The following is a 21,488-nucleotide window of genomic DNA, read 5'->3' on the forward strand; positions in this document are numbered from 1 at the left end:
TTGTTCGTTGCTAACCAACTAATAGTTGTTTCTTAAATTTCTTTAATCTATCTATTTCTTTCTTTCCTGGCGCAGATTCAAACTTACTGTTTACATCTAATGCCACACAATATGCTGCTGCTGGTGTTTGTAAAAATGATTGTACCTCTTTTACCTCTTGTAAACCTATTCCACCACTTAAAAAATACGGTTTAGTTGAATTGTACCCTTTTAATACTTCCCAATTAAAAGTTACACCATTACCGCCTCTTTCTTTACCTTTAGTATCGAATAAAAAGTAATCTACCACCTCTTCATAAGGCTTTAAAGTGTCAAAATCAAATTCATCTTTAATTCCGAAAACTTTAATGATTTTAATGGTGTCCTGAACTCGTTTTGACTTCTTCTGCTGAGCTGCCAAATCAAGTTGTGCTTGGCTATACGCTTCTTTTAATTTTTGAATATACGCTACAGATTCATCTCCATGTAATTGCAATGCTTGTAACTTATATTCTTGTGCTAACGATACAACAATCTCAGGATACTCATTCACAAAAACACCTACTTTTTTTATGTTTTTAGGAACTTCTGGAATAATTCCTTCAAAGTTTCTTTTGGATTTTTCATAGAAAATAAACCCTAAGTAATCTGGTTGTAACGCCGCTACTTGTTGGATATTCTCTACATATTTCATTCCGCAAACCTTTAATTTCATGAAAGTTTCCTTTTATTATAATTATACAATAAACTTATTGAGTTAAAATAATCCGACCCAAAAGAAACTACTCTTACATCTTTTATTGAAAACTCTACATCAAAATCTAAATCTATAGTACCCTTTGAAGTAATAGAATCTATATAAAAAGATTCTTTATTTACTTCTTTCAAAATCCCATAAAATAATTCATCTTCTATTTCATCTTGAAACTCAAAACATCCATATTTCTCTTCTACCCACTTCAAAAACTCAATAGTACTCTTAAAATCAAAATTTTCTGGATTCTCAAATGTCAAATTTTTTAATTCCAAAACTTTTTGTAATACAGGATTCTCATCAGCTATACGTTCTTCAATATATTCTTTCTTGATAAGTTTGTAACCATCAACTTGAAAATCTACGGGTATACTTTTAACCAATATCCACTCTTCATTTTCATCAAGGAAAACACCTAACTCTTCCTCTTCCCAATCTTTAATTTTATACCTCTCTATTTTCATGGTTGTTATAAATTTTTATTATCTAATTTGACTAATAAATTCTTGACATGACAACCCTGGATTTTCAGTCTTCATAAAGTTTTCTCCTATTAAAAATCCTTGAAAACCATATTCTTTTAATCCTGTAATAATTCTAGGATCTGAAATACCACTTTCTGAAACTTTTACCGCACTATCAGGAATTTGATTTGCTAATGCAATAGAATGATCTAAATCTACCTCAAAAGTTTTTAAGTTTCTATTATTGATTCCTATAATTTTATTATCTAAATCATTAATCTTATCCAAGTCTTCTTGCGTATGTACTTCATACAATACCTCTAGACCTAAATCTGTAGCTAACTGCCCATAATTTCTAAGTTCTTCAGCAGTTAAGCAAGTAGCTATTAACAAAACAACATCAGCTCCTATTGCCTTTGCTTCTACTATTTGAAAACCATCTACTACAAAATCTTTTCGTAAAATTGGTTTTTGTTGATTAATAGTTCTTGCCTCCATTAAATCTGCCATAGTGCCTCCAAAAAAAGAAGTATCCGTTAAAATAGATTGTGCCGCTACATTAGCCTCTAAATACCCTTCTGTTACTTCTTGAATGGTTGCTTTATCATTAATCACTCCTTTAGATGGTGACTGACGTTTAAACTCAGCAATAATTCCTGTAGAATATTTATCTGTTAACGATGCTTTTAACGAAAATGATGGTATTTTAAAATTAGGACTCTCCACTAATTTCTTTACTGGAACCTCAGCTTTTATTTTAGCTACTTCCTTCTTTTTAAATGCTACTATTTTATCTAAAATTGTCATATTTAATTCTAAATTTTAAATTATGAATAGTTTTTTGAATGTTACTTTTTGTATAATTTTAACTGTTCTCGATAATTTTTTACTCCGTTAACACTTCATAAAAAACACTCGAACTGACATGCGTAAAAAACTTATTCGTAAATAATATGATTCTTTTTCATTATTCATAATTTGTAATTCTTATTTCTTTACTAACTTATTTAAACAATCCTTTGCTTTTAACCCAAATAAAGATGTTTTTGCTTCTTCAAAAGCATCTTCAAAAGACTTCGTTTCATCTACAATAGTTAAAGCAAAAGCTGCATTTGTCAATACTACATTGTTTTGTGCTTCTGTTCCCTTTCCATTTAATATGGTCTTAAATATTTTAGCAGCATCTTCTACTGAATTCCCTCCATAAATATCCGATTGTAGCACTTGCTTTTGCTGTAAATCTTGCGGCATTATCAACTGTTCTCCATTTTTAGTAAACAACTTAAATCCGCCCGTTAATGAAATTTCATCATACCCATCTAAAGCGTGTACAATTCCATAGTTTGTATTTTCTTCTTGTAAAATATAATTATACAGTCTGGCAACCTCTAAATTAAATGTTCCTAATAATTGGTTTTGTGGTGAACTTGGGTTTACCAACGGCCCCAACATATTAAAAAACGTTTTTAGTTTTAAAGCTTTTCTTACTGGCCCTACTGCTTTCATTGCTGGGTGAAACTTTGGCGCATGTAGAAAACAAATATTAGCTTTTTCTAAATGTAATTTTAGCGTTGCTTCATCGTTTGTAAACTCATAACCAAAACTCTCCAACATATCTGATGAACCTGACTTGGAAGACACAGAGTAATTCCCGTGTTTAGCTACTTTTTGCCCTGTACCTGCTACAACAAATGAAGTTAAGGTTGAAATATTAAAAGTATCTTTTCCATCTCCTCCAGTTCCAACAATATCAATTGTATTATATTCAGATAAGTCTACTTTTATAGCTAACTCTAATAAAGCTTCTCTAAACCCTGCTAATTCATTCGCAGTAATAGGACGCATCATAAATACAGTTAAAAAAGAGGCTAAATGTGCTTCATTGTATTTTTCTTCAGCTATTTCAATGAGTATTTGCTTGGCTTGTTCTTTAGACAAACGTTTATGTTGATACAGTTCGTTTAGTATTTCTTTCATTGTAAAGCTTTTTATTGGGTTACTGCTATTGAATCTATAAAATTTCTTACCAATTGCTCTCCTACTTCTGTTAAAATACTTTCTGGATGAAATTGTACTGCACTTATTGGATATTCTTTATGACGAATAGCCATGATCTCACCATCTTCATCTACCGCAGTAATCTCCAAAGTATCTGGCAAGTTTTCTTTAGAAGCAATCCATGAATGATAACGAGCTGCTGGAAAAACTGTTGGTACATTTTTAAATATAACAGCTTCCTTTTGGATTACTTTCATATCTGTAGCTACCCCATGAAACACTTCATTCATATTAATAATGGTTCCTCCAAAAACTTCGGTAATTGCTTGTAAACCTAAGCACACACCAAAAATTGGTAACTTACCAGCATAAGTTTTAATTACTTCTTTTAAAATACCTGCTTCATCAGGAATTCCAGGCCCTGGAGATAATATGATTAAATCATAAACTCCTACTTCTTCTATACTTATTTCATCGTTCCTATACACATCAGGAAATTTATCCGTGATTTTTTCTACCATGTGTACTAAGTTGTATGTAAACGAATCGTAATTATCTAATATTAATATTTTCATAAGTTGAGTATTGAGATATTAGTATTGAGTATGGAGACTTTAACAAGCTCTATACTTACTACTTAATACTTTGTTATATATTTTCTGCCAATAGTAATGCTTTCTTTAACGCTGCTAATTTATTATTTACTTCTTGTAATTCATTTTCTTCACTAGAATGAATTACAATTCCTGCTCCTGCTTGGTAGTAAAGTACATTTTGTTTACTTACAAATGAACGAATAGCGATGGCTAAATTTACAGAACCATTTAGCCCTATTATTCCCACTGCTCCTCCGTAAAAACCTCTAGATTGGTTTTCATAAGTATCAATTAACTGCATTGCCTTGTATTTTGGAGCACCACTTAAAGTTCCGGCAGGAAAAGTGTCTCCCACAATTTTTATTGGATTTCCTTTTATTTTTCCTTGTACTGTAGAAACCAAGTGTATTACGTGACTAAAATATTGTACTTCTTTAAACACCTCAACCGTTACATTATCTGCATGCTTACTTAAATCATTTCTAGCTAAATCTACTAGCATTACGTGTTCGGCAGTTTCTTTTTTATCTTCAGATAATTTTTTACCTAACTTAATGTCTTCTGCCATATCACCCGTTCTTCTAAACGTTCCTGCAATTGGGTTAATAATAGCTTTCCCTTCATTTATCTTAATTTGTGCTTCTGGTGAAGATCCCATTAATTTAAAACTTCCATAATCAAAGTAAAACAAGTATGGCGATGGATTTATAGAACGTAATGCTCTATATACATTGAACTCATCTCCTTTAAATTTCTGTTGAAATTGACGCGATAGCACTAATTGAAATACATCTCCTCGTTTACAATGAGACTTTGCTTTTCTTACATATTCTTTAAACTCTTCATTAGTACAATTAGAAGTTTCTTCTCCAGAAATTTCAAAAGATTGTGTATTAAAAGCCTGAGCCTTTATAATAGTTTCTATTTCTTGTATTCTTGAAGCTTCTCCTTCTTCTACATTTTCTATCAATACCATTTCATCATTAAAATGATTGATAGCAATAATAAAACGGTAAAAACTATACTGCATCATTGGAATTGCTGATGGTGCTTCCTTTACATTTAGTTTTATCGTTTCAAAATACTGTACACTGTCATACGTAGTGTATCCATATAAGCCATTAAAAGACTTTATAGACTCCTCACAATTTAGGTTAATTGTTTTTGTAAAATCGTTAAATAAAGCATCAAAATTTTTATTGATTGTTTGCCTACTTAGCTCCTTCCCTTTTACTTGAACGGTAAACTCATTTTTATCTGCCTTCATGCCTATTAAAGGCTCAATACAAATAAAAGAAAAACTCTCTTCTTTACTGTGATAATCTGAACTTTCTAATAACAATGTGTTTGAATACTTATCCCTAAGTCTCAAATATAAACCTACAGGAGTTACTGTATCCGCTAATTGCTTTTTAGAAATAGTGTTAAATTGTATTGGTTTCATTATTTAGTTGTGTGTTAAAACAAAAAAGGCTTATCGTGAGATAAGCCTTTTAATTTATTTTTTACATATATCAGGTACGCCCACTTAATTTGAGTTAAGAGAGTTCCACCACCATATGTTGTTTTGCATTTTCATTATGGGACAAATTTATAACAGATTTTTAATTATCCAAACTTTATTTTTAAATAATTCTAACGATTTAACAAAAAGTAATATTATCAAGCATCAAAACACCAAAACAATTACAAATTAAAACAAAACCACACTTTTTTACTTCATTTTAAAACTAATACATGTTTTTTAGTTTATAAAAACAAACTTTATACCGTTGTTTGCAATGTGATTTGAAACAATAAATCAATTTCAAGTTATAATCTATAATTAAAAAGAACTAAAAATATAAAAGAATATAATTATGTGTGGAATTGTTTGCGCTTTTGACTTAAAGGAGAAAACAGAAGTTTTAAGACCTCAGCTTTTAGAAATGTCTAAAAAAATTAGACATAGAGGACCAGATTGGAGTGGTATTTATAGTAATGATAAAGCAATTATGGCGCATGAGCGTTTAGCTATTGTAGATCCTACTTCAGGGCAACAACCTTTATTTAGTGAAGATAAGAGATTTGTGTTAGCAGCTAACGGGGAAATATATAATCATAAAGAAATTAGAAAAGAACTAAAACAAGAACATACGTTTTTAACAAAGTCTGATTGTGAAATTATCTTGGCTTTGTATAAAGAAAAAGGAGAGGCTTTTTTAGATGATTTAAATGGTATTTTTGGTTTTGCAGTTTACGATACTGAAACTGATGAATACCTAATTGCTAGAGATCATATGGGAATTATTCCTTTATATATGGGATGGGATAAAAAAGGTACTTTTTATGTTGGGTCTGAATTAAAAGCTTTGGAAGGGTACTGTAATAAAATTGAAGTATTTCCTCCGGGACATTACTATACTAGAAAAGGTGGTTTACAACGTTGGTATTCTCGTGATTGGATGGATTATGAAGCTGTAAAAGAAAACCAAACGAGTATTGATGAAATTCGTGATGCTTTAGAAGCGGCTGTTCACAGACAATTAATGAGTGATGTGCCTTATGGTGTATTACTTTCTGGAGGCTTAGATTCTTCTATTACCTCTGCAATTGCAAAAAAGTATGCTTCAAAGCGTGTTGAGTCTGACGATAAAGATGAGGCTTGGTATCCTCAATTACACTCTTTCTCTATTGGGTTAGAAGGTTCTCCTGATTTAGCTGCCGCAAAAAAAGTATCTGATCATATTGGAACCATTCACCATGAAATTACATTTACCATTCAAGAAGGTTTAGATGCTATTAAAGATGTTATCTATAACTTAGAAACATACGATATTACTACTATTAGAGCCTCTACACCTATGTATTTAATGGCACGTGTTATAAAATCTATGGGGATAAAAATGGTATTATCTGGTGAAGGTGCTGATGAGATTTTTGGAGGGTATTTATATTTCCATAAGGCTCCAGATGCTGAAGAATTCCACAAAGAAACCGTTCGTAAGTTAGATAAGTTATACCAGTATGATTGTTTACGTGCTAACAAAAGTTTAATGGCTTGGGGAATTGAAGGGCGTGTTCCTTTCTTAGATAAAGAGTTTATGGACGTTGCGATGCGTATTAACCCAGAAGATAAAATGATTAATGGTGAGCGCATGGAAAAATGGGTATTACGTAAGGCTTTTGAAAGTTATTTACCAGAAAGTGTTGCTTGGAGACAAAAAGAGCAGTTTTCAGATGGTGTTGGATATAACTGGATTGATACTTTAAAAGAGGTTGTTGAAAGTGCTGTTACTGACGAAATGTTAGAGAACGCTGCACATCGTTTCCCTACACAAACACCTAGAGCTAAAGAAGAGTATTATTATCGTTCTATTTTTGAAGAGCATTTCCCAAGTGAAACTGCTGCGTTAACAGTACCTTCTGTACCTTCTATTGCATGTAGTACACCTACAGCATTAGCTTGGGATGCTAGTTTCCAAAATGTAAATGAGCCTAGTGGTAGAGCTATTAAAGCTGTACATGAAGATGCTTATTAGTATACAATTTTCATTCTTTTAATTAATTATATTAAATGTGTTAAAGCCTTACAAAATGTGAGGCTTTTTTATTTGTATAGCTTTTTAATAGTTACTAAAGTCATCACAACATCGTTGGGAACACCTCAACAATTACCGAAAACGTCTCAACCTCGTTGAGAGCATTTCAACAGTAACTTTATACCGTTTTTAAGTTTAAGTTTCGTATAGTAGGCTTTTCTTGTGTGTAAAATTTACATCAGAAATGATGTTATACGATTTACGAATAAAAATTTTGTATTATATATTTTCTTATTTCGGTTAAACTTTTTATTTCGTAATCTTTTAAGACAATATTGTTACGGTTAATCTTTAAATAATTCCATCCCATATTTTTAGCGCCAATAATATCTGATTTAAAAGAATCTCCAATCATTAATATTTCATTTGGTTTATTTCCTGTTATTTTCTCTATTTCTTTAAAAATCTCTTTATTTGGTTTTAGAAACCCAACATCACAAGAAAAAATCATTTCTTCAAAATACTGATCAAGATTATTGGAGAAAACAGGTTTTCTATATGGAGATGCCAAATTCGAAATCATAAAAATTCGAAAATCATCTTTCAAGCTTTGTAATACATCAATAACCTCGGTGTACACAACAATAGAATCTAACTCCTCCATTAAATCATTTAACCTTTCATCATATAAACGAGAGAACTCATTAGGTAAAATATTCTTTAGTTGCTCGATATCTTTTTTCATAATCAATTGAAGGTATGATGAAAGATTCATCCCAAAACCATCTTGAGAAGTTTTAAATAATTTCACAAAGAAACGATTCGTTTTTTTTATCTCAACCAACGTATTATATAAATCAAAAACTACTGTTTTAATATTGTCCATTATATAACTATTCTTAACCGAGAAACAAACATCAAAATAACAATAACCCTAAAAGATACACAGTACTCCCCACTACCATAGCTATTAATGTATACGGTAGAATTTCTTTCGCTTTTAATTTAGTTATACCCAATAAAGGTAATGCCCAAAAAGGTTGTAACATATTGGTTATTTGATCTCCATACGCCATAGCCATAATTGCTTTGGGTAACGGAACGCCTAACTTTAAGGCACTTTCAACTACTATAGGTCCTTGCACTACCCACTGCCCTCCTCCACTAGGCACAAAAATATTGACTAAACCCGCACTAAAAAAGGTAAAGATTGGTAAGGTAGTTGCATTGGATATAGATACAAAGAAATCGGAAATCAAGCCTACCATCCCAGTGCTTTTCATAATTCCCATAATTCCAAAATACAATGGAAACTGAATTAATATTCCTGATACATCACTTATAGATTCTCCTACAGCATTGGTAAACCGTTTAAAACTTCCATGTAACAAAATACCTAAACCAAACATGAAAAAATTAATCAAATTGGGCGTTATTTTAAGATGTATAATATCTTGTGTGTATCGATAAAAGAATACCACCAATAACAACATCCCAAATACATAGGCTAACAATTTAGAGTTATCTAGTTTTTCAGCCTTCGTTTTAACTTCCGTATCCGTATTCATTTTATACACTGGCAAATTTATGCTTGTTGGTTTTGCTTTTTGCCCTAACTTATAGAAGGTATAAGACACTGCTAGTATCACCAATAAGAAGATGATTAAATTCCACCAACTGAACACAGTTTCTGAATAAGTAATTATTGAAGGAATTTTGGCCAACATTTCCTCTGACAAAACAGATTTCATAATGGATTTTATATGTCCGTCTTCATTTATTTTAATTGGAGCTGATCCTGAGATTCCGCCATGCCAAACCATTAAACCTACATAACCTGCTGCTCCTATAATTGGATAATTTAATGGTATATTATTTTTTTGTGCATGCTCTGCTACTTTCCTTGCTAACAAGGCTCCAAAAATTAATCCTAATCCCCAATTAAAAAAAGCTACCAACATTGTAGAACAGCTAACAATTGCAGCACTTGTAGCCGTGTTTACACAATATTTAGTTACGTTTACTATTAACTTACTTACTGGTTTACTTAATACCAATACATGTCCTAATACTAATATCAGCATCATTTGATAGGCAAAAACTAACAATCCATTGGTCCAAACACCCTTCTCCCAGAACTCAAAAACATTCATACTATACGTAATTAATGTTTGGTTTTCTGGCTTGGTAAATAAAATAGCCAAGACTGTGGTTAAAAGCGTTAATAAAATAGCTATGGTAAAGGGTGATGGTAAATACTTTTTAAAAAGATTTTCTATAAACTGCGTAGCTCTCATTCTATTTTGTTTGGTTGGCTAAAAATAATCAATTCATTTTTTTATATAAGAAGTAATTCGAAGCTTCCTTATAGCGTTTTTGGATTTTAAAATTAGTTTTGAGGAATTAAACACTAATTAAAAACCCTTTTGATGTCTTTTCTATTTAATTTACTTTTGGTGTATATAAATACAAAGTAAGAAAATGATTATTGACCAAGACCTAAAATTTAAAGACGTGCTTTCAAAAATAGAGGGTACTATTAATGAACAAAGTTTTTTCAATAAATTCCTAGAATTATACCCTGAAGACTGGAAAAAGCTAAAAATTTCATTTTCAAAATTTAAAAGAAGTAAACAGTTTGGACAAACAATTCCATTACCTAAACCTGAAGTTTCATTAAAAAAAGAAATCAGAATCTGGTTACAAAAACAACTCTAAACCCCTCGCTCGTGTAAGAATGAGCTATAGAAAGTAGTAGCTATCGAAAAAATATTCTTCAAACGTTTTCAAGACTTATTTTTATTAAGTATATAAATTTAAATCAGAAATAATATAACCCTCAGAGTATTTTACTTCCCTTTTAGCCTGTAATTTAAAAATTGACTAGTTTTGCCATATGGTAAAAGAACTACAATTACGAGTTAATTTAATAGAGGAAAGAAAGGAAGACATTTTAAAAAAGAAAGCTTCTAGAAATTTAAAAATTCCTATTAATACAATAACTGCTGTTAAAGTATTACGTAAATCTATTGATGCTCGTAAAAAAGAAGTTATTTTTAATTATAAAGTGGCCGTTTATATAAATGAACCCATACCTAACAAAGCAGATTATATTTTTGAGTACCAAGATGTAAGTAATGCCAAAGAGGTTCATATTGTAGGCTTTGGTCCTGCAGGTATGTATGCTGCACTTCGTTGTATTGAATTAGGATACAAACCTATTGTTTTAGAACGTGGTAAAAATGTACAAAACCGTCGTAGAGATTTACGGGCTATTAATCAATTTCACGAGGTAAATCAAGATTCTAATTATTGCTTTGGTGAAGGTGGTGCGGGTACTTATTCTGATGGAAAATTGTATACTAGAAGTTTAAAGCGTGGAGATGTCAGACGTATTTTTGAAAATCTAGTGTATCATGGAGCTACTGAGCAAATTTTAATTGACGCTCATCCACACATTGGGACTAACAAACTTCCTAAAATCATACAGAATATTCGAGAGACTATTTTACACTATGGTGGTGAAATTCATTTTGAAACTCGAGTTATTGATTTTATTGTTAAGAATAACAAGCTACAAGCACTACAATTACAAAACGGAAATGAAATGCTTGTGAACTCGGTTATTTTAGCTACTGGACATTCTGCTAGAGATATTTACGAATTATTACATAAAAAAGACATTCTTTTAAAAGCGAAATCTTTTGCTATGGGCGTTCGAGTAGAACATCCGCAAGAAATAATAGATCAAATTCAATACAGTTGTGTAGGACAAAGAGATGAACTATTGCCAGCTGCGGCATACAGTTTGGTACATCAAGTTGGAAACCGTGGTGTATATTCATTTTGTATGTGTCCTGGAGGATTTATTGTTCCAGCCGCTACTGCTAATGGAGAAGTTGTGGTAAATGGGATGTCTCCCTCTAGAAGAAATAATAAATTTGCCAATTCTGGAATTGTTGTAGAAATCAATGTAGATAAAGACTTACCTAAGTATGAAAGATTTGGGGTTTTAAAAGGACTTCAATACCAAAAAGATTTAGAAAAATTAGCTTTCAACGCTGGCGGAAGAAGTCAGGTTGCCCCAGCACAAAGATTAACTGATTTTGTTGAAGGTAAGCTATCTTCTAGTTTAAATGACACTTCATACCAACCTGGATTAAACTCTTCTCCCTTGCATTCCTTACTTCCCAAATTAATAGGTAGTAGATTACGAAAAGGCTTTAATGCTTTTGGAAAAAAAATGCACGGTTATTATACAAATGAAGCCAATATTGTTGGTGTAGAGTCTAGAACTTCTTCACCAGTAAACATCCCTAGAAAAGAAAACTTAGAACATCCTCAAATAGAGGGTTTATTTCCTTGTGGTGAAGGTGGTGGTTATGCTGGAGGAATAATTTCAGCAGCCATGGATGGTGAACGTTGTGCTGAAGCTGCAACTGGAAATTTATAAGATTTCTTTGATTTATCTGTAATTACCTCGTATTTTTGTCGACTCAAAAAGAACTGGATTATTTAGGATGAAGGCGAATAAAAAAAGAAAAAAAAACACTGCTCCGAAAGCGAAAAGATTACATAACTACTACCAACGTACAGGATTCTACATGTTTATATGGGAAAGCTTAAAAAAGGCGTTTTGGCCTATTGTTGGATTTGTAGTTGGATTAATCTTATTTAATAAATACGTTTATAATATAAATGATGGTTTACAAGCCATGACTGAGACTTTCTCTAGAGTTGGCGTGTTAACTACTTTCTTTATATCTGAAACTTTACTAGGTTTAATACCACCTGAGATATTTATAGCATGGTCTAAAAAAACAACTAACCCAATAATTAACTTGACTATATTAGCCACCTTATCCTATCTAGGAGGGTTATTGGCCTATTTCATAGGTCGTTCTTCTTTAAAAATAGCATCAGTTAAAAACTATTTAGAAGTTAAAATGGCTAAACATTTAAAAAACACGAGTAAATGGGGTGGTTTCTTAATTTTGGTAGGAGCCTTATTACCATTGCCTTTTGCTATAAGTTGTTTAACTGCAGGAATGATAAAATATCCTTTTAAAGGAGTTGCTTTATTTGGTTTATTTCGCTTTTTACGTTTTGCTTTTTATGCTTGGGTTATTTTTGGTGTAGTTAATTAATTAATAATTTTATGGGAGGTTTATCTAACAACGATGTTTTTAAAAAATTACGTGTAGCACACAAATTAAGAGATACCGATATTATTGAAATTTGCGCTTTGGTAGATTTTAAAGTATCCAAAGCGGAACTTGGCGCTTTTTTCAGGAATGAAAATCATCCAAAATATAAGGAATGTGGAGACCAAATTTTACGTAACTTCTTAAACGGATTAATTATTCACTTACGTGGTCCTATGCCCGAAAAAAAATAGGGCAAATAAACTACCACTCCAATGCAAGCATGTGGGCTTGTCATATATTCAAAAACATTAAAAACTATTCAACGTAAAACACTGGACAATTAGATTCATCGTTATACCCTTGCGATAAAAAATAAAACCTCCCAGAAAAGTACTCTGGAAGGTTTGTTTTCCCCTTAAATTCCTCTCTCATTAACTGAGTGATGATGAGACAAATATAAGCAGTATAATTGAGAGAAAAAATGGGATATCTGCAAAAAAAAATGTAGTTTATACACAAAACCATACTTATCAACACAAAACACTGATTTAAAACCTATTAAAAACTAGGCTTTAAAAAGTTTTTAACAATTGCGAAGCAATATTTAACAGTTACTTTACATACTTAAACAGATATTTAAAATTTGTTAATTTTTAGCAGATAATTTTGCTAAAAATTGATGTTTGTATGTTCTTCCTATAGGTATTTTTTGATCATTTATAAAAACATATGATCCTGAATATTTATTTACATGATTAACGTTTACTAGATAAGACTTATGAATTTGCACAAAACTACTAGTTATTAAAAGGGTTTCCCATTTTTTTAATGAGTCAATAATGGTCAATTTTTTATTATTTAATACAAAAGTTAAGTAATTTCTATCTGATTCTAAATATAGTATTTCAGATATATAAACCTTATGAATTGTTTTATCTATATTTAAAAATAATGCTTCATCTTTTACTACTTCTTCTCTAGCCATAAATTTCTCTGCTTTTGTAATTGCTTTTAAAAAACGATCAAATGAAAATGGCTTTACTAAATAATCTATAATAGTATCTAACTCAAAACTTTCAACTGCAAATTCAGGATAAGCTGTTGTTACAATTATTTTTGGAGGATTTTTTACTGTTTTTATGAAATCTAATCCAGAAATATCAGGTAAGTTAATATCTAATAAAACAATATCCACTCCTGTTGTTTTAAAAAAAGTATTCGCATTGGTAGCAGTTTGAAATGCATCTATCAATGTTAAATCTGGAATTTTTTTAATATAATTTTTTAAAATTCGTTGCGCTGGAATTTCATCTTCAATAATAATACAATTCATACAGTTGTTTTTACGAATTAAACTAGATTTAAGCTTAAAAGAACAGAAAATCTACTTTTTTCTTCTTTTATAATTAATTCATAATGATCCTCATAAATTAGTTCTAATCTTTTTCTTAAGTTTTTTAAACCAATAGTTCTAGTTTCTTCTAAGCTACCGCTTTTTTTATCAAACTCATTCTCACATTTAAATGTTAACTCTTTACCCTCTACCTCAATATTTATATTAATTATACTGTGCACTTTACTATGTTTAAATGCATTTTCAATAAGCGTTATCAATAATAACGGAGCAATAGTTCCTTGAGCATTTACAGTATTCTTTTGATAATTTATTACTTTTACCCCTTCAGTTCTCAACCTATGAAACTCTATATAATTGTCTATAAAATTTAGTTCTTTTTCCACCTTCACTTTTTGAGCATTACTCTCATATAAAACATGTTTTAAATTATCAGATAATTTTAAAATTAAGTCAGGTGTTTTTTCGGGAACCTCTATTGAATAAGAATAAATAGTATTCAAGTTATTAAACAATACATGTGGATTTATTTGAGATTTTAAAAACTTCAGTTCCATTTCTATACTTTCTTGCTTTATTTTTTCCATCTCCTTTGTTTTTTCAATATATCGAAACAACATCCATATAAATGAGAAAAACAGTAAAGGGACAATTGTTTGCCATAAATAATCACTTAAACACTTTAATACTGTGCATCCACAACGAGTAAAAGCATAACAATACAATTGTGTTGCAGAAAAAGAAATCACGATAAAAAGAGAAATGTATAGAAAATACCATTTCTTTTTAACAAAAAATGGCAACAACCATAAATTATTACTATACACAATACAAACTAAAATAAAGAAGTATTGTAAAAAAGGGTTCTCCGTCCAATAATAAGGCGTAAAAACAAACAATGAAATTAACGTAAACAATCCCCAAAAAAGAAAATGAATAACTATTTGAGCACTATGTTTTTTTATAAAATCTGCCATAAATTTTTAAAACAGTAAACTAAGCTGATGAAAATACTAAAAAACCTAGTTTCTTCAAAGCTACAAGTATCAACTACCATTTACCATGTATCAATAACAGCTTACTTGTAATTAATACAGGTTTAAATGTTATACATACTATTTCTTTTTTGCTTTAACTGAGTCCTTATACTTTAGCAACACCAATACTTTAATTATGAACAAAATACACTTTCTTTTCATTGTCTTTTTAAGCATAAACACCTTAGGACAAACATTAAATAAAACTACTCATGATAATAAAGGAAATCTAATGTTGCTAGGTAAAACCTCCAAAGATGGCTTTAAACATGAAAATTTTTCTTGGTTTCAAAAAAATTATGATACGTATGTAACCAACGACAATGTTATTCAGCTTTTGAAAGATTCTATACAATCATATCATATCAAAGTTTTTTACGGTACTTGGTGTGGAGATAGTAAAAGAGAGCTTCCTAAATTTTATAAAGTAATTGATAAAACAGGTTTTAACAAAAGTAACATGGAAGTGATAGCAGTTGACAAAAAACCTGAAGCCTATAAAGCTTCTCCAAACGGAGAAGAAAAAGGATTAAACATACATAGAGTTCCGACTTTTATTCTTTATAAAAATCAAAAAGAAGTTGCTAGAATTGTGGAATACCCTAAACAAGATTTTGAACGTGATCTCTTACAAATTGTTTTACGTAAAAAATATACTCCAAACTACAGAGTTGTAGCCTATTTACACAACTTATTGCAAGAAAAAACAATAAAGGAGCTAGAGAAGGAAGAAAATTCCTTAATAGCTACTCTTGCTGAGTTCACAAAAGGAAGTAGAGAGCTAAACACTTACGCATACAAACTACTGCAATCCAATCAAACCGAAAAAGCTTTTTATGTTTATAAACTAAACACCCAAATGTATCCTTATAAATCAAATGTTTTTAAAAGTTTAGGCAAGGCTTTTCATACTATAAAAGATTATAAAAACGCACTTAAAAACATTCAAACAGCTTCAAAATTAGCTCCAGAAAACAAAGAGCTTATCACACTAATCAACACTATTAAAAAAGAGATCTAATACCAGTTAAACAATAAATCGAGACTATATATCAGTAAACTACCTCGGGGATTATACCCTTTGGCGATGCCAATAAAATTAATTGTAATCTTAAAATAAATATATTATGAAATCATTTACTTTATTAATCACCTTATTTTTTATTTCTATTGCAGTTCAAGCGCAAGAATTTGTATTTAAGCAAGAAACCATAGATTATGGAAAGGTTGCTCAAGGAACAAATGGTATACGTACTTTTGAATTTACCAATACCGGTAAAGAACCTTTAATTATTAGAGATATTAAATCTACTTGCGGATGTGCTATTCCTAAAAAACCAGAAAAGCCAATTATGCCTGGTCAAAAGGGAGAAATTCAAGTATCCTATGATACTAATAGAATTGGTAATTTTTCAAAAGCGATTACTATTATTTCTAATGCAAAAAAACAAAGGCAAGTCCTTAAAATTCGAGGTATTGTTACGCCTAAATCAGCTAGTTAAATAACATACAACGAAATGACTAGTTAATTTTCAAAAAAAAGTAAAATTAAATGCATCTTTTTTATAATCTGTCAGTCTATTTAGTGAATTATAAAAATAATAGAGATGACTTATAAAAATCAATGTACTTGCAACTGTGAAGGATGCAAAAACGGAGGATGTGAAAATTGTACTTGTGAAAACTGTACTTGTAATCATTGCAACTGTTAATAATTAACCTTTCCTCTTCTTTTAATCGCAAAAGCGATAGCCAAGAATTAAATTACCTAATGTATTACATCAAATAGTTTTTAATATTTTCGGCTAGATATCTCGCATGTTTACATCGAGACAGTTCATTTAAGAAGAGGAATTTTATTTTTTGTAATTTTATACTTATGACAACACAAGAGGTTTGGACTAAATATGCAGATGATGTAAAGTTTTTTATTTTAAGCAAAGTAAAAGATCCAATTACTACAGATGACATCTTACAAGATACCTTTATTAAAATTCATACAAAACTTCATACTTTAAAAGATTTAAACAAAATAAAACCTTGGATTTTCTCAATTGCTCGTAATTCGGTTATTGATCATTTTAAAACCACCAATCAAATTACTCAAGCAACCAACCTTAAGGAAGAAGTTTTTATAGAAGAAGACATTCATACTGAAAAAGACTGTTTAAGAGGAATCTTAAAAAATCTTCCTAAAAAATATCGTTACCCTTTGTTTCTTTCAGATATAAAAGGATTAAAACAACAAGAAGTAGCCAAACAATTACAACAAAGCCTACCAACTACCAAATCTCAAATACAACGAGCCCGTAAGCTAATAGCCAAAGGTTTTATGGATTGCTGTGGCTTTGTAATGAACGAACAAGGAAAATTAATAGGCGAAATTCAAGATAAAGACGATTGTAAAGTTTGTAATTAAGTAATTTTAATTTAAATTAGATAATAATTTATTTACAATAACCTTACGTAGATTTTGTTTTTTAGTACCCGTTAAAAAACACCCCCATGAATCTACAAAACTTAATACCTTTAGCTTTGTTAAGCTTAACACTATTTACTTCTTGCAATGACGGAGACATTGACAATGAAGATCCTAAAAAACCATTAATTATTGCCCATCGAGGTGCCCAATCAATTTTACCTGAACACACTATTGAAGGTTATACAAAAGCTATTGAACTAGAAGCTGACTATATTGAACCTGACTTAGTATTAACTAAAGATGGTCATTTAGTAGTTAGACACGAGCCCATGCTTTCAGGTACTACTAATGTAGCTGAGTTACCTGAGTTTGCTAGCTTAAAAACTACCAAAAACTTAGATGGAAAACTAGTTACAGATTGGTTTGCTATTGATTTTACTTTAGCACAAATTAAAAAACTAAAAGCAAAACAAGCCTACACTGGACGTCCAACTAATTACGACAACCAATTTAACATTCCAACTTTTGAAGAAGTAATACAATTAGCAAAAAAGCAATCTAAAAAAACAGGAAAAGTTATTGGCATTTATCCAGAAATTAAACACCCTTACTTTCACAATCAAGTATTTGGTACTCACTTTATGGAAAACAAATTACTTAAAAGTTTAAAAAAGTATGATTTCAACAGAAAAAAAGCGCCAGTGTTTGTACAATGTTTTGAAGTAGCACCACTTCAGTATATTAATAAAAAATCACCTGTGAAATTAGTTCAATTAATTTCTACATACAACATCAATAAAGATGGTTCTTTAGATTTTAAAGTTCCTGAAGGAAACTTTATTTCTTATGGAGCTCCTTATGATTTTCATATAAATGGTGATCATAGAACCTATGAATTTTTCACTACTAAAGAAGGTATGGAATATACAGCCACTTATGCTGATGGAATTGGTCCTTGGAAACCTTTTATTATTTCTTATAAAACTGATGGTGCAGGTAATCGTACTTTATTACCTCCTTCTAACTTTATTACGTTAGCACATGATAACGGTTTAAAAGTTCACCCTTACACATTTAGAAATGAAAACAAGCAATGGAGCGGTGGCAATCCAGAAAAAGAATATCATTTATTTTTTGATGCTGGTGTTGATGGCCTATTTACTGATTACACAGATGAAGCTGTAAAAGCCTTACAATCTTGGTCTAAAAAGAAATAGTAACTTGTTCAATAAGTAATATATTAAAACATACAAAACTGAGTTCTATTGTTATCATAAACACACCCTATACTTAACATATTGATTTTTCATATTAAACACCAATAATGAAAAGGTGCGCCGAGAATAATTTGATAACATCTCGATACAATTTTTATTCCTTTAAGTCAGAAAAATCACGCGACATTTAAAGTATACAATCCCTAATTATTAAATGACTATAGATTTAACTCAGATTACTTTGTATAGTGTATTTCCCTTTTCCCTATACTTCCCCTTATTTTCAAAGCCCCTAAAATCAATTAAAAAGATTTTAGGGGCTTTCTTACATTTTGTTTTCAAATAAATCCCTTATTTCATAGTATTTACAATTGCTTGTACATTTTCAATATCCGTTTGACTAGGACTAATTGGTGCTGGTTTTAAATCATTCGTTTGTAATAAGAAACTAAAATCAGTTCCTCCTTTTTGAGCATTTCCATGACATCCTTTACACCCTCCCATAGAAACTGTTTCTCCTTTGGTGTTTACATTCTGTGTACCCAATTTTATCCCTGTAGGATTAGCAAAAGATCCTGTAAACCTTCTTAGTGTATAATCTGTTTCTACCACATCATTCGCTAAATAATAAGAAGGATCAGATGTTTTATTTGTATAATCAACTGGAGTTGCTTGTACTCCTAGCAACTCATAATATTGCCAAACCGATTTTGAATTTTTAGTGTTAATGAGTCCTTGTACAGCACTATTAAAATCTTGTAATTCTTGAGGTATTGTATGAATTTCCTCTTGACTATGTACTGCTATATTTCCTTGTTTAATAAACTTATGTTTTGGATAACTCGTAGTATCAGGAACTGACTTTGTAACTGTTTTACCTTTTTCTATATAAGTAGTATCCTTGTAATACTGATAATAAGGAGGTTTAGAATACTGCAAAGCAACTGCATTATTGTAATAAATACCATTTTTTATATTGTCCACATGATTGAAAGTAGTAAATATAAAAGTTGGAAACTCTTTTGTTTTTCTAATAATATGTAAAGCTACCAAGGCATATTTTTCATTTGTATACTCAAACGCACCTGCTGCATTTTTCTCGTATAAAATTACATCTTTTGTATAATATCGTGAACTATGTTCATGCTCTTTTAATTTTCTCCAAGCTGCTTTTATTTCAATAGCTCCTTCTTTCGATTCTTTTGTATCAGCACAAGGAAAACATACTATAGATTTTTTAGCAGCTTCATCTGTTAAGCATGTTCCTCCATAGGTATTTAAATCATTTTTAGTGTTTTTTACCCAAGTATCAATAATACTTGTGTTTTGTAAATTATTCTTTCTGATATAAGAATACTCCACCTCATTCATTTTTGCTTCATATAAAACTTGGTTTCCTCCAGAAGTGTTCCCTAAGCCGCCACCTCCAAAAACAGTAGCCTCTCCAATCTCATTATTCTCATCTAAATTATTAAACAATGTAAAGCTACTAGTACCTTTTTGTTTAATAGGAGTTGCATAGGAATAATCAGGCACTCCTAAATCCTCCCATTTTGGCAAGGCATTCTTTTTTAAATACTTTGGCCCAAACAATTCCGCTTTACTTGCATAGGTATTCCAAACCAAATCTGGGGTATTAGTAGGCGTTACATTTAAAAATGTTTGTCCACTTGCAGTACTTGGCTTCCCTCTATTTCCTTTTATTGAAGGACTTGTTTTTACTGGCCAATTTAAAGCTATAAACTGCTGCCAAGCTACTTTATACAATTCCTTTTTTGTTGCATCTTTTGCAGGTCCTGAGGGTACTGAACTTTCCCCTAAGTTGATATTCTGTGTAACATATTTATCTATAGTTAAATCTTCTTTAACATCTTTTGCTACTTCTTTTATTATTTTCTCACCTTCTTTACTTTTTGAAAGCCAAAAATATAGTACTATACCTACCAGTAATAGTCCTATTAAATACCAAATGTTTTTATTCTGCTTCATAATTTGTAGGGTTAGATTTAAAATAATTTTTCAATTATTTTGTTTTAGTTTATAGTATTAGTTTTTAAGTCACTTATTCAAAGTAATAAATAAACTAAACTCTAATTCATATAAATCCTCTTAAACACAAATATTTAACCATGAATGCCTTTTATTTGAGCATTAAATTTTAAAAACTAGGTACTAATACCAATTTAGTATTAAAATGCCGCATGCAAATTCTTTCTTTTTAGAATTGTTCAATTTATTTATACAATATTTTAAAATTACATTAGTATAAAACTTTTGTAATTTCGCCCAAACTCAAAATATAGAATGAAGAGTATACAAGATATTAAAGTTGCTGTTGATGCTGTTGTATTTGGATATGACAAAAAACAACTCTCTGTATTATTAATAAAAAGAGGCGTACAACCTTTTAAAAATTCTTGGGCATTACCCGGTGGATTGGTAAAAGAAAACGAATCTTTAGAAGAAGCCGTACAAAGAGAATTAGAAGAGGAAACCGGAGTTACTATTGATTATCTAGAACAACTCTATACCTTTGGTAAACCTGGGCGTGATCCAAGAAACCGAGTCGTATCTGTAACCTATTTTGGCTTGGTAAGCCCTCAACATTTTAAAATTGCTGCCGCTACGGATGCTGCCGAAGTACAATGGTTTTCTATAAATGAATTGCCAGAACTTGCCTTTGATCATAGTATTATACTAGATAAAGCTTTAAAAAGATTGCAAAGTAAAATCAATTATCAACCTATAGGTTTTGAGCTATTAAAAAAAGAATTCCCTTTTTCAGACCTTGAAAATTTATATCAAACCATACTTGACAGAAAAATTGATCGACGTAATTTTAGAAAAAAAATACTCAGCTTTGACATTTTAATAGAAACTGATAAAATCCACAAGCCTTCTAGCGGTCGCCCAGCCAAACTTTTCAAATTCAATTCTGAGAAATATAAAGAACTTGAAGACAAAGGATTTCACTTTGAAATAAAGTTTGCGTAAAAAAA

General features: G+C 30.5%; 22 protein-coding genes. 11 read left to right on the forward strand and 11 right to left on the reverse strand.

The window, feature by feature from the left end; translation table 11 throughout:
- Positions 1-10 precede the first annotated feature (10 nt).
- The 6 genes from ABNT65_RS06975 to ABNT65_RS07000 form a co-directional block, all read right to left on the reverse strand.
- Positions 11-694 (reverse strand): phosphoribosylanthranilate isomerase, encoded by a 684-nt coding sequence (locus ABNT65_RS06975; RefSeq protein WP_348747528.1) that lies wholly within the window; start codon positions 692-694, stop codon positions 11-13.
- Positions 691-1,197, reverse strand: coding sequence for a hypothetical protein (locus ABNT65_RS06980; protein WP_348747529.1), 507 nt, complete (start codon positions 1,195-1,197; stop codon positions 691-693). Before ABNT65_RS06980 ends, ABNT65_RS06975 begins: the two co-directional genes overlap by 4 nt.
- Before the next feature lie 18 nt (positions 1,198-1,215).
- A complete protein-coding gene (gene trpC / locus ABNT65_RS06985; protein ID WP_348707444.1) occupies positions 1,216-2,004 on the reverse strand; it encodes an indole-3-glycerol phosphate synthase TrpC in 789 nt (262 codons plus the stop codon).
- Between the two features lie 180 nt (positions 2,005-2,184).
- On the reverse strand, positions 2,185-3,174 hold the full coding sequence (gene trpD / locus ABNT65_RS06990) for an anthranilate phosphoribosyltransferase (protein ID WP_348707445.1): 990 nt from the start codon (positions 3,172-3,174) through the stop codon (positions 2,185-2,187).
- Between the two features lie 11 nt (positions 3,175-3,185).
- On the reverse strand, positions 3,186-3,770 hold the full coding sequence (locus ABNT65_RS06995) for an aminodeoxychorismate/anthranilate synthase component II (protein ID WP_348747530.1): 585 nt from the start codon (positions 3,768-3,770) through the stop codon (positions 3,186-3,188).
- Positions 3,771-3,843: 73 nt separating this feature from the next.
- Positions 3,844-5,235, reverse strand: a complete 1,392-nt coding sequence (locus ABNT65_RS07000) for an anthranilate synthase component I family protein (RefSeq protein ID WP_348740366.1) — start codon at positions 5,233-5,235, stop codon at positions 3,844-3,846.
- 415 nt (positions 5,236-5,650) lie between these two features.
- On the opposite strand from ABNT65_RS07000, the gene asnB reads away from it, so the two are divergent.
- On the forward strand, positions 5,651-7,312 hold the full coding sequence (asnB, locus tag ABNT65_RS07005; RefSeq protein ID WP_348707448.1) for an asparagine synthase B: 1,662 nt from the start codon (positions 5,651-5,653) through the stop codon (positions 7,310-7,312).
- A 259-nt stretch (positions 7,313-7,571) separates the two neighbouring features.
- Here asnB and ABNT65_RS07010 read toward each other — a convergent pair whose 3' ends face one another.
- Both ABNT65_RS07010 and ABNT65_RS07015 read right to left on the reverse strand, forming a co-directional pair.
- The gene (locus ABNT65_RS07010) at positions 7,572-8,198 is read right to left on the reverse strand and encodes an HAD family hydrolase (RefSeq protein ID WP_348740367.1); all 627 of its coding nucleotides are present in this window, start codon (positions 8,196-8,198) and stop codon (positions 7,572-7,574) included.
- Positions 8,199-8,229: 31 nt separating this feature from the next.
- Entirely contained in the window at positions 8,230-9,609 is a 1,380-nt protein-coding gene (locus ABNT65_RS07015; RefSeq protein WP_348747531.1) for a short-chain fatty acid transporter, read from the reverse strand.
- A gap of 184 nt (positions 9,610-9,793) precedes the next feature.
- On the opposite strand from ABNT65_RS07015, the gene ABNT65_RS07020 reads away from it, so the two are divergent.
- From ABNT65_RS07020 to ABNT65_RS07035, 4 genes are all read left to right on the forward strand, one after another.
- Entirely contained in the window at positions 9,794-10,030 is a 237-nt protein-coding gene (locus tag ABNT65_RS07020; protein ID WP_348740370.1) for a hypothetical protein, read from the forward strand.
- 178 nt (positions 10,031-10,208) lie between these two features.
- Entirely contained in the window at positions 10,209-11,765 is a 1,557-nt protein-coding gene (locus tag ABNT65_RS07025; protein WP_348747532.1) for an NAD(P)/FAD-dependent oxidoreductase, read from the forward strand.
- Between the two features lie 67 nt (positions 11,766-11,832).
- The gene (locus ABNT65_RS07030) at positions 11,833-12,459 is read left to right on the forward strand and encodes a YqaA family protein (protein WP_348707453.1); all 627 of its coding nucleotides are present in this window, start codon (positions 11,833-11,835) and stop codon (positions 12,457-12,459) included.
- Positions 12,460-12,470: 11 nt separating this feature from the next.
- Complete coding sequence (locus ABNT65_RS07035; RefSeq protein ID WP_348707454.1) at positions 12,471-12,710, forward strand: DUF1456 family protein; 240 nt, start codon at positions 12,471-12,473, stop codon at positions 12,708-12,710.
- 395 nt (positions 12,711-13,105) lie between these two features.
- Here ABNT65_RS07035 and ABNT65_RS07040 read toward each other — a convergent pair whose 3' ends face one another.
- Together ABNT65_RS07040 and ABNT65_RS21000 are read right to left on the reverse strand one after the other, a co-directional pair.
- Positions 13,106-13,792, reverse strand: a complete 687-nt coding sequence (locus tag ABNT65_RS07040) for a LytTR family DNA-binding domain-containing protein (RefSeq protein ID WP_348707455.1) — start codon at positions 13,790-13,792, stop codon at positions 13,106-13,108.
- A 17-nt stretch (positions 13,793-13,809) separates the two neighbouring features.
- Positions 13,810-14,433 (reverse strand): sensor histidine kinase, encoded by a 624-nt coding sequence (locus ABNT65_RS21000; protein ID WP_412766865.1) that lies wholly within the window; start codon positions 14,431-14,433, stop codon positions 13,810-13,812.
- Between the two features lie 142 nt (positions 14,434-14,575).
- Between ABNT65_RS21000 and ABNT65_RS21005 the strand changes: the two genes are divergently transcribed.
- The 5 genes from ABNT65_RS21005 (at position 14,576) to ABNT65_RS07065 (ending at position 18,489) form a co-directional block, all read left to right on the forward strand.
- The gene (locus ABNT65_RS21005; RefSeq protein WP_412766848.1) at positions 14,576-14,692 is read left to right on the forward strand and encodes a hypothetical protein; all 117 of its coding nucleotides are present in this window, start codon (positions 14,576-14,578) and stop codon (positions 14,690-14,692) included.
- A gap of 294 nt (positions 14,693-14,986) precedes the next feature.
- The gene (locus tag ABNT65_RS07050) at positions 14,987-15,871 is read left to right on the forward strand and encodes a thioredoxin family protein (RefSeq protein WP_348740372.1); all 885 of its coding nucleotides are present in this window, start codon (positions 14,987-14,989) and stop codon (positions 15,869-15,871) included.
- A gap of 106 nt (positions 15,872-15,977) precedes the next feature.
- Entirely contained in the window at positions 15,978-16,352 is a 375-nt protein-coding gene (locus tag ABNT65_RS07055) for a DUF1573 domain-containing protein (protein WP_348707458.1), read from the forward strand.
- A gap of 377 nt (positions 16,353-16,729) precedes the next feature.
- The gene (locus ABNT65_RS07060) at positions 16,730-17,269 is read left to right on the forward strand and encodes a sigma-70 family RNA polymerase sigma factor (RefSeq protein ID WP_348707459.1); all 540 of its coding nucleotides are present in this window, start codon (positions 16,730-16,732) and stop codon (positions 17,267-17,269) included.
- A gap of 86 nt (positions 17,270-17,355) precedes the next feature.
- Positions 17,356-18,489 carry a glycerophosphodiester phosphodiesterase gene (locus tag ABNT65_RS07065; RefSeq protein WP_348740376.1) on the forward strand — a complete coding sequence of 378 codons (1,134 nt, stop codon included), beginning with the start codon at positions 17,356-17,358 and terminating at the stop codon, positions 18,487-18,489.
- Between the two features lie 351 nt (positions 18,490-18,840).
- Here ABNT65_RS07065 and ABNT65_RS07070 read toward each other — a convergent pair whose 3' ends face one another.
- A complete protein-coding gene (locus tag ABNT65_RS07070; protein WP_348707463.1) occupies positions 18,841-20,478 on the reverse strand; it encodes a hypothetical protein in 1,638 nt (545 codons plus the stop codon).
- A 315-nt stretch (positions 20,479-20,793) separates the two neighbouring features.
- Between ABNT65_RS07070 and ABNT65_RS07075 the strand changes: the two genes are divergently transcribed.
- A complete protein-coding gene (locus tag ABNT65_RS07075) occupies positions 20,794-21,483 on the forward strand; it encodes an NUDIX domain-containing protein (protein WP_348747533.1) in 690 nt (229 codons plus the stop codon).
- Positions 21,484-21,488: the final 5 nt, after the last annotated feature.

The sequence above is a fragment of the Tenacibaculum sp. 190524A02b genome (genome assembly GCF_964036645.1).
In the GTDB taxonomy this organism is placed as follows: domain Bacteria; phylum Bacteroidota; class Bacteroidia; order Flavobacteriales; family Flavobacteriaceae; genus Polaribacter; species Polaribacter vairaonense.

Bases quoted from the DNA above. Each gene is read 5' to 3' on its own strand.
- ABNT65_RS06975 (WP_348747528.1), bottom strand. From the start codon at position 694: ATGAAATTAAAGGTTTGCGGAATGAAATATGTAGAGAATATCCAACAA.
- ABNT65_RS06980 (WP_348747529.1), bottom strand. From the start codon at position 1,197: ATGAAAATAGAGAGGTATAAAATTAAAGATTGGGAAGAGGAAGAGTTA.
- trpC (WP_348707444.1), bottom strand. From the start codon at position 2,004: ATGACAATTTTAGATAAAATAGTAGCATTTAAAAAGAAGGAAGTAGCT.
- trpD (WP_348707445.1), bottom strand. From the start codon at position 3,174: ATGAAAGAAATACTAAACGAACTGTATCAACATAAACGTTTGTCTAAA.
- ABNT65_RS06995 (WP_348747530.1), bottom strand. From the start codon at position 3,770: ATGAAAATATTAATATTAGATAATTACGATTCGTTTACATACAACTTA.
- ABNT65_RS07000 (WP_348740366.1), bottom strand. From the start codon at position 5,235: ATGAAACCAATACAATTTAACACTATTTCTAAAAAGCAATTAGCGGAT.
- asnB (WP_348707448.1), top strand. From the start codon at position 5,651: ATGTGTGGAATTGTTTGCGCTTTTGACTTAAAGGAGAAAACAGAAGTT.
- ABNT65_RS07010 (WP_348740367.1), bottom strand. From the start codon at position 8,198: ATGGACAATATTAAAACAGTAGTTTTTGATTTATATAATACGTTGGTT.
- ABNT65_RS07015 (WP_348747531.1), bottom strand. From the start codon at position 9,609: ATGAGAGCTACGCAGTTTATAGAAAATCTTTTTAAAAAGTATTTACCA.
- ABNT65_RS07020 (WP_348740370.1), top strand. From the start codon at position 9,794: ATGATTATTGACCAAGACCTAAAATTTAAAGACGTGCTTTCAAAAATA.
- ABNT65_RS07025 (WP_348747532.1), top strand. From the start codon at position 10,209: ATGGTAAAAGAACTACAATTACGAGTTAATTTAATAGAGGAAAGAAAG.
- ABNT65_RS07030 (WP_348707453.1), top strand. From the start codon at position 11,833: ATGAAGGCGAATAAAAAAAGAAAAAAAAACACTGCTCCGAAAGCGAAA.
- ABNT65_RS07035 (WP_348707454.1), top strand. From the start codon at position 12,471: ATGGGAGGTTTATCTAACAACGATGTTTTTAAAAAATTACGTGTAGCA.
- ABNT65_RS07040 (WP_348707455.1), bottom strand. From the start codon at position 13,792: ATGAATTGTATTATTATTGAAGATGAAATTCCAGCGCAACGAATTTTA.
- ABNT65_RS21000 (WP_412766865.1), bottom strand. From the start codon at position 14,433: ATGTTGTTTCGATATATTGAAAAAACAAAGGAGATGGAAAAAATAAAG.
- ABNT65_RS21005 (WP_412766848.1), top strand. From the start codon at position 14,576: ATGTATAGAAAATACCATTTCTTTTTAACAAAAAATGGCAACAACCAT.
- ABNT65_RS07050 (WP_348740372.1), top strand. From the start codon at position 14,987: ATGAACAAAATACACTTTCTTTTCATTGTCTTTTTAAGCATAAACACC.
- ABNT65_RS07055 (WP_348707458.1), top strand. From the start codon at position 15,978: ATGAAATCATTTACTTTATTAATCACCTTATTTTTTATTTCTATTGCA.
- ABNT65_RS07060 (WP_348707459.1), top strand. From the start codon at position 16,730: ATGACAACACAAGAGGTTTGGACTAAATATGCAGATGATGTAAAGTTT.
- ABNT65_RS07065 (WP_348740376.1), top strand. From the start codon at position 17,356: ATGAATCTACAAAACTTAATACCTTTAGCTTTGTTAAGCTTAACACTA.
- ABNT65_RS07070 (WP_348707463.1), bottom strand. From the start codon at position 20,478: ATGAAGCAGAATAAAAACATTTGGTATTTAATAGGACTATTACTGGTA.
- ABNT65_RS07075 (WP_348747533.1), top strand. From the start codon at position 20,794: ATGAAGAGTATACAAGATATTAAAGTTGCTGTTGATGCTGTTGTATTT.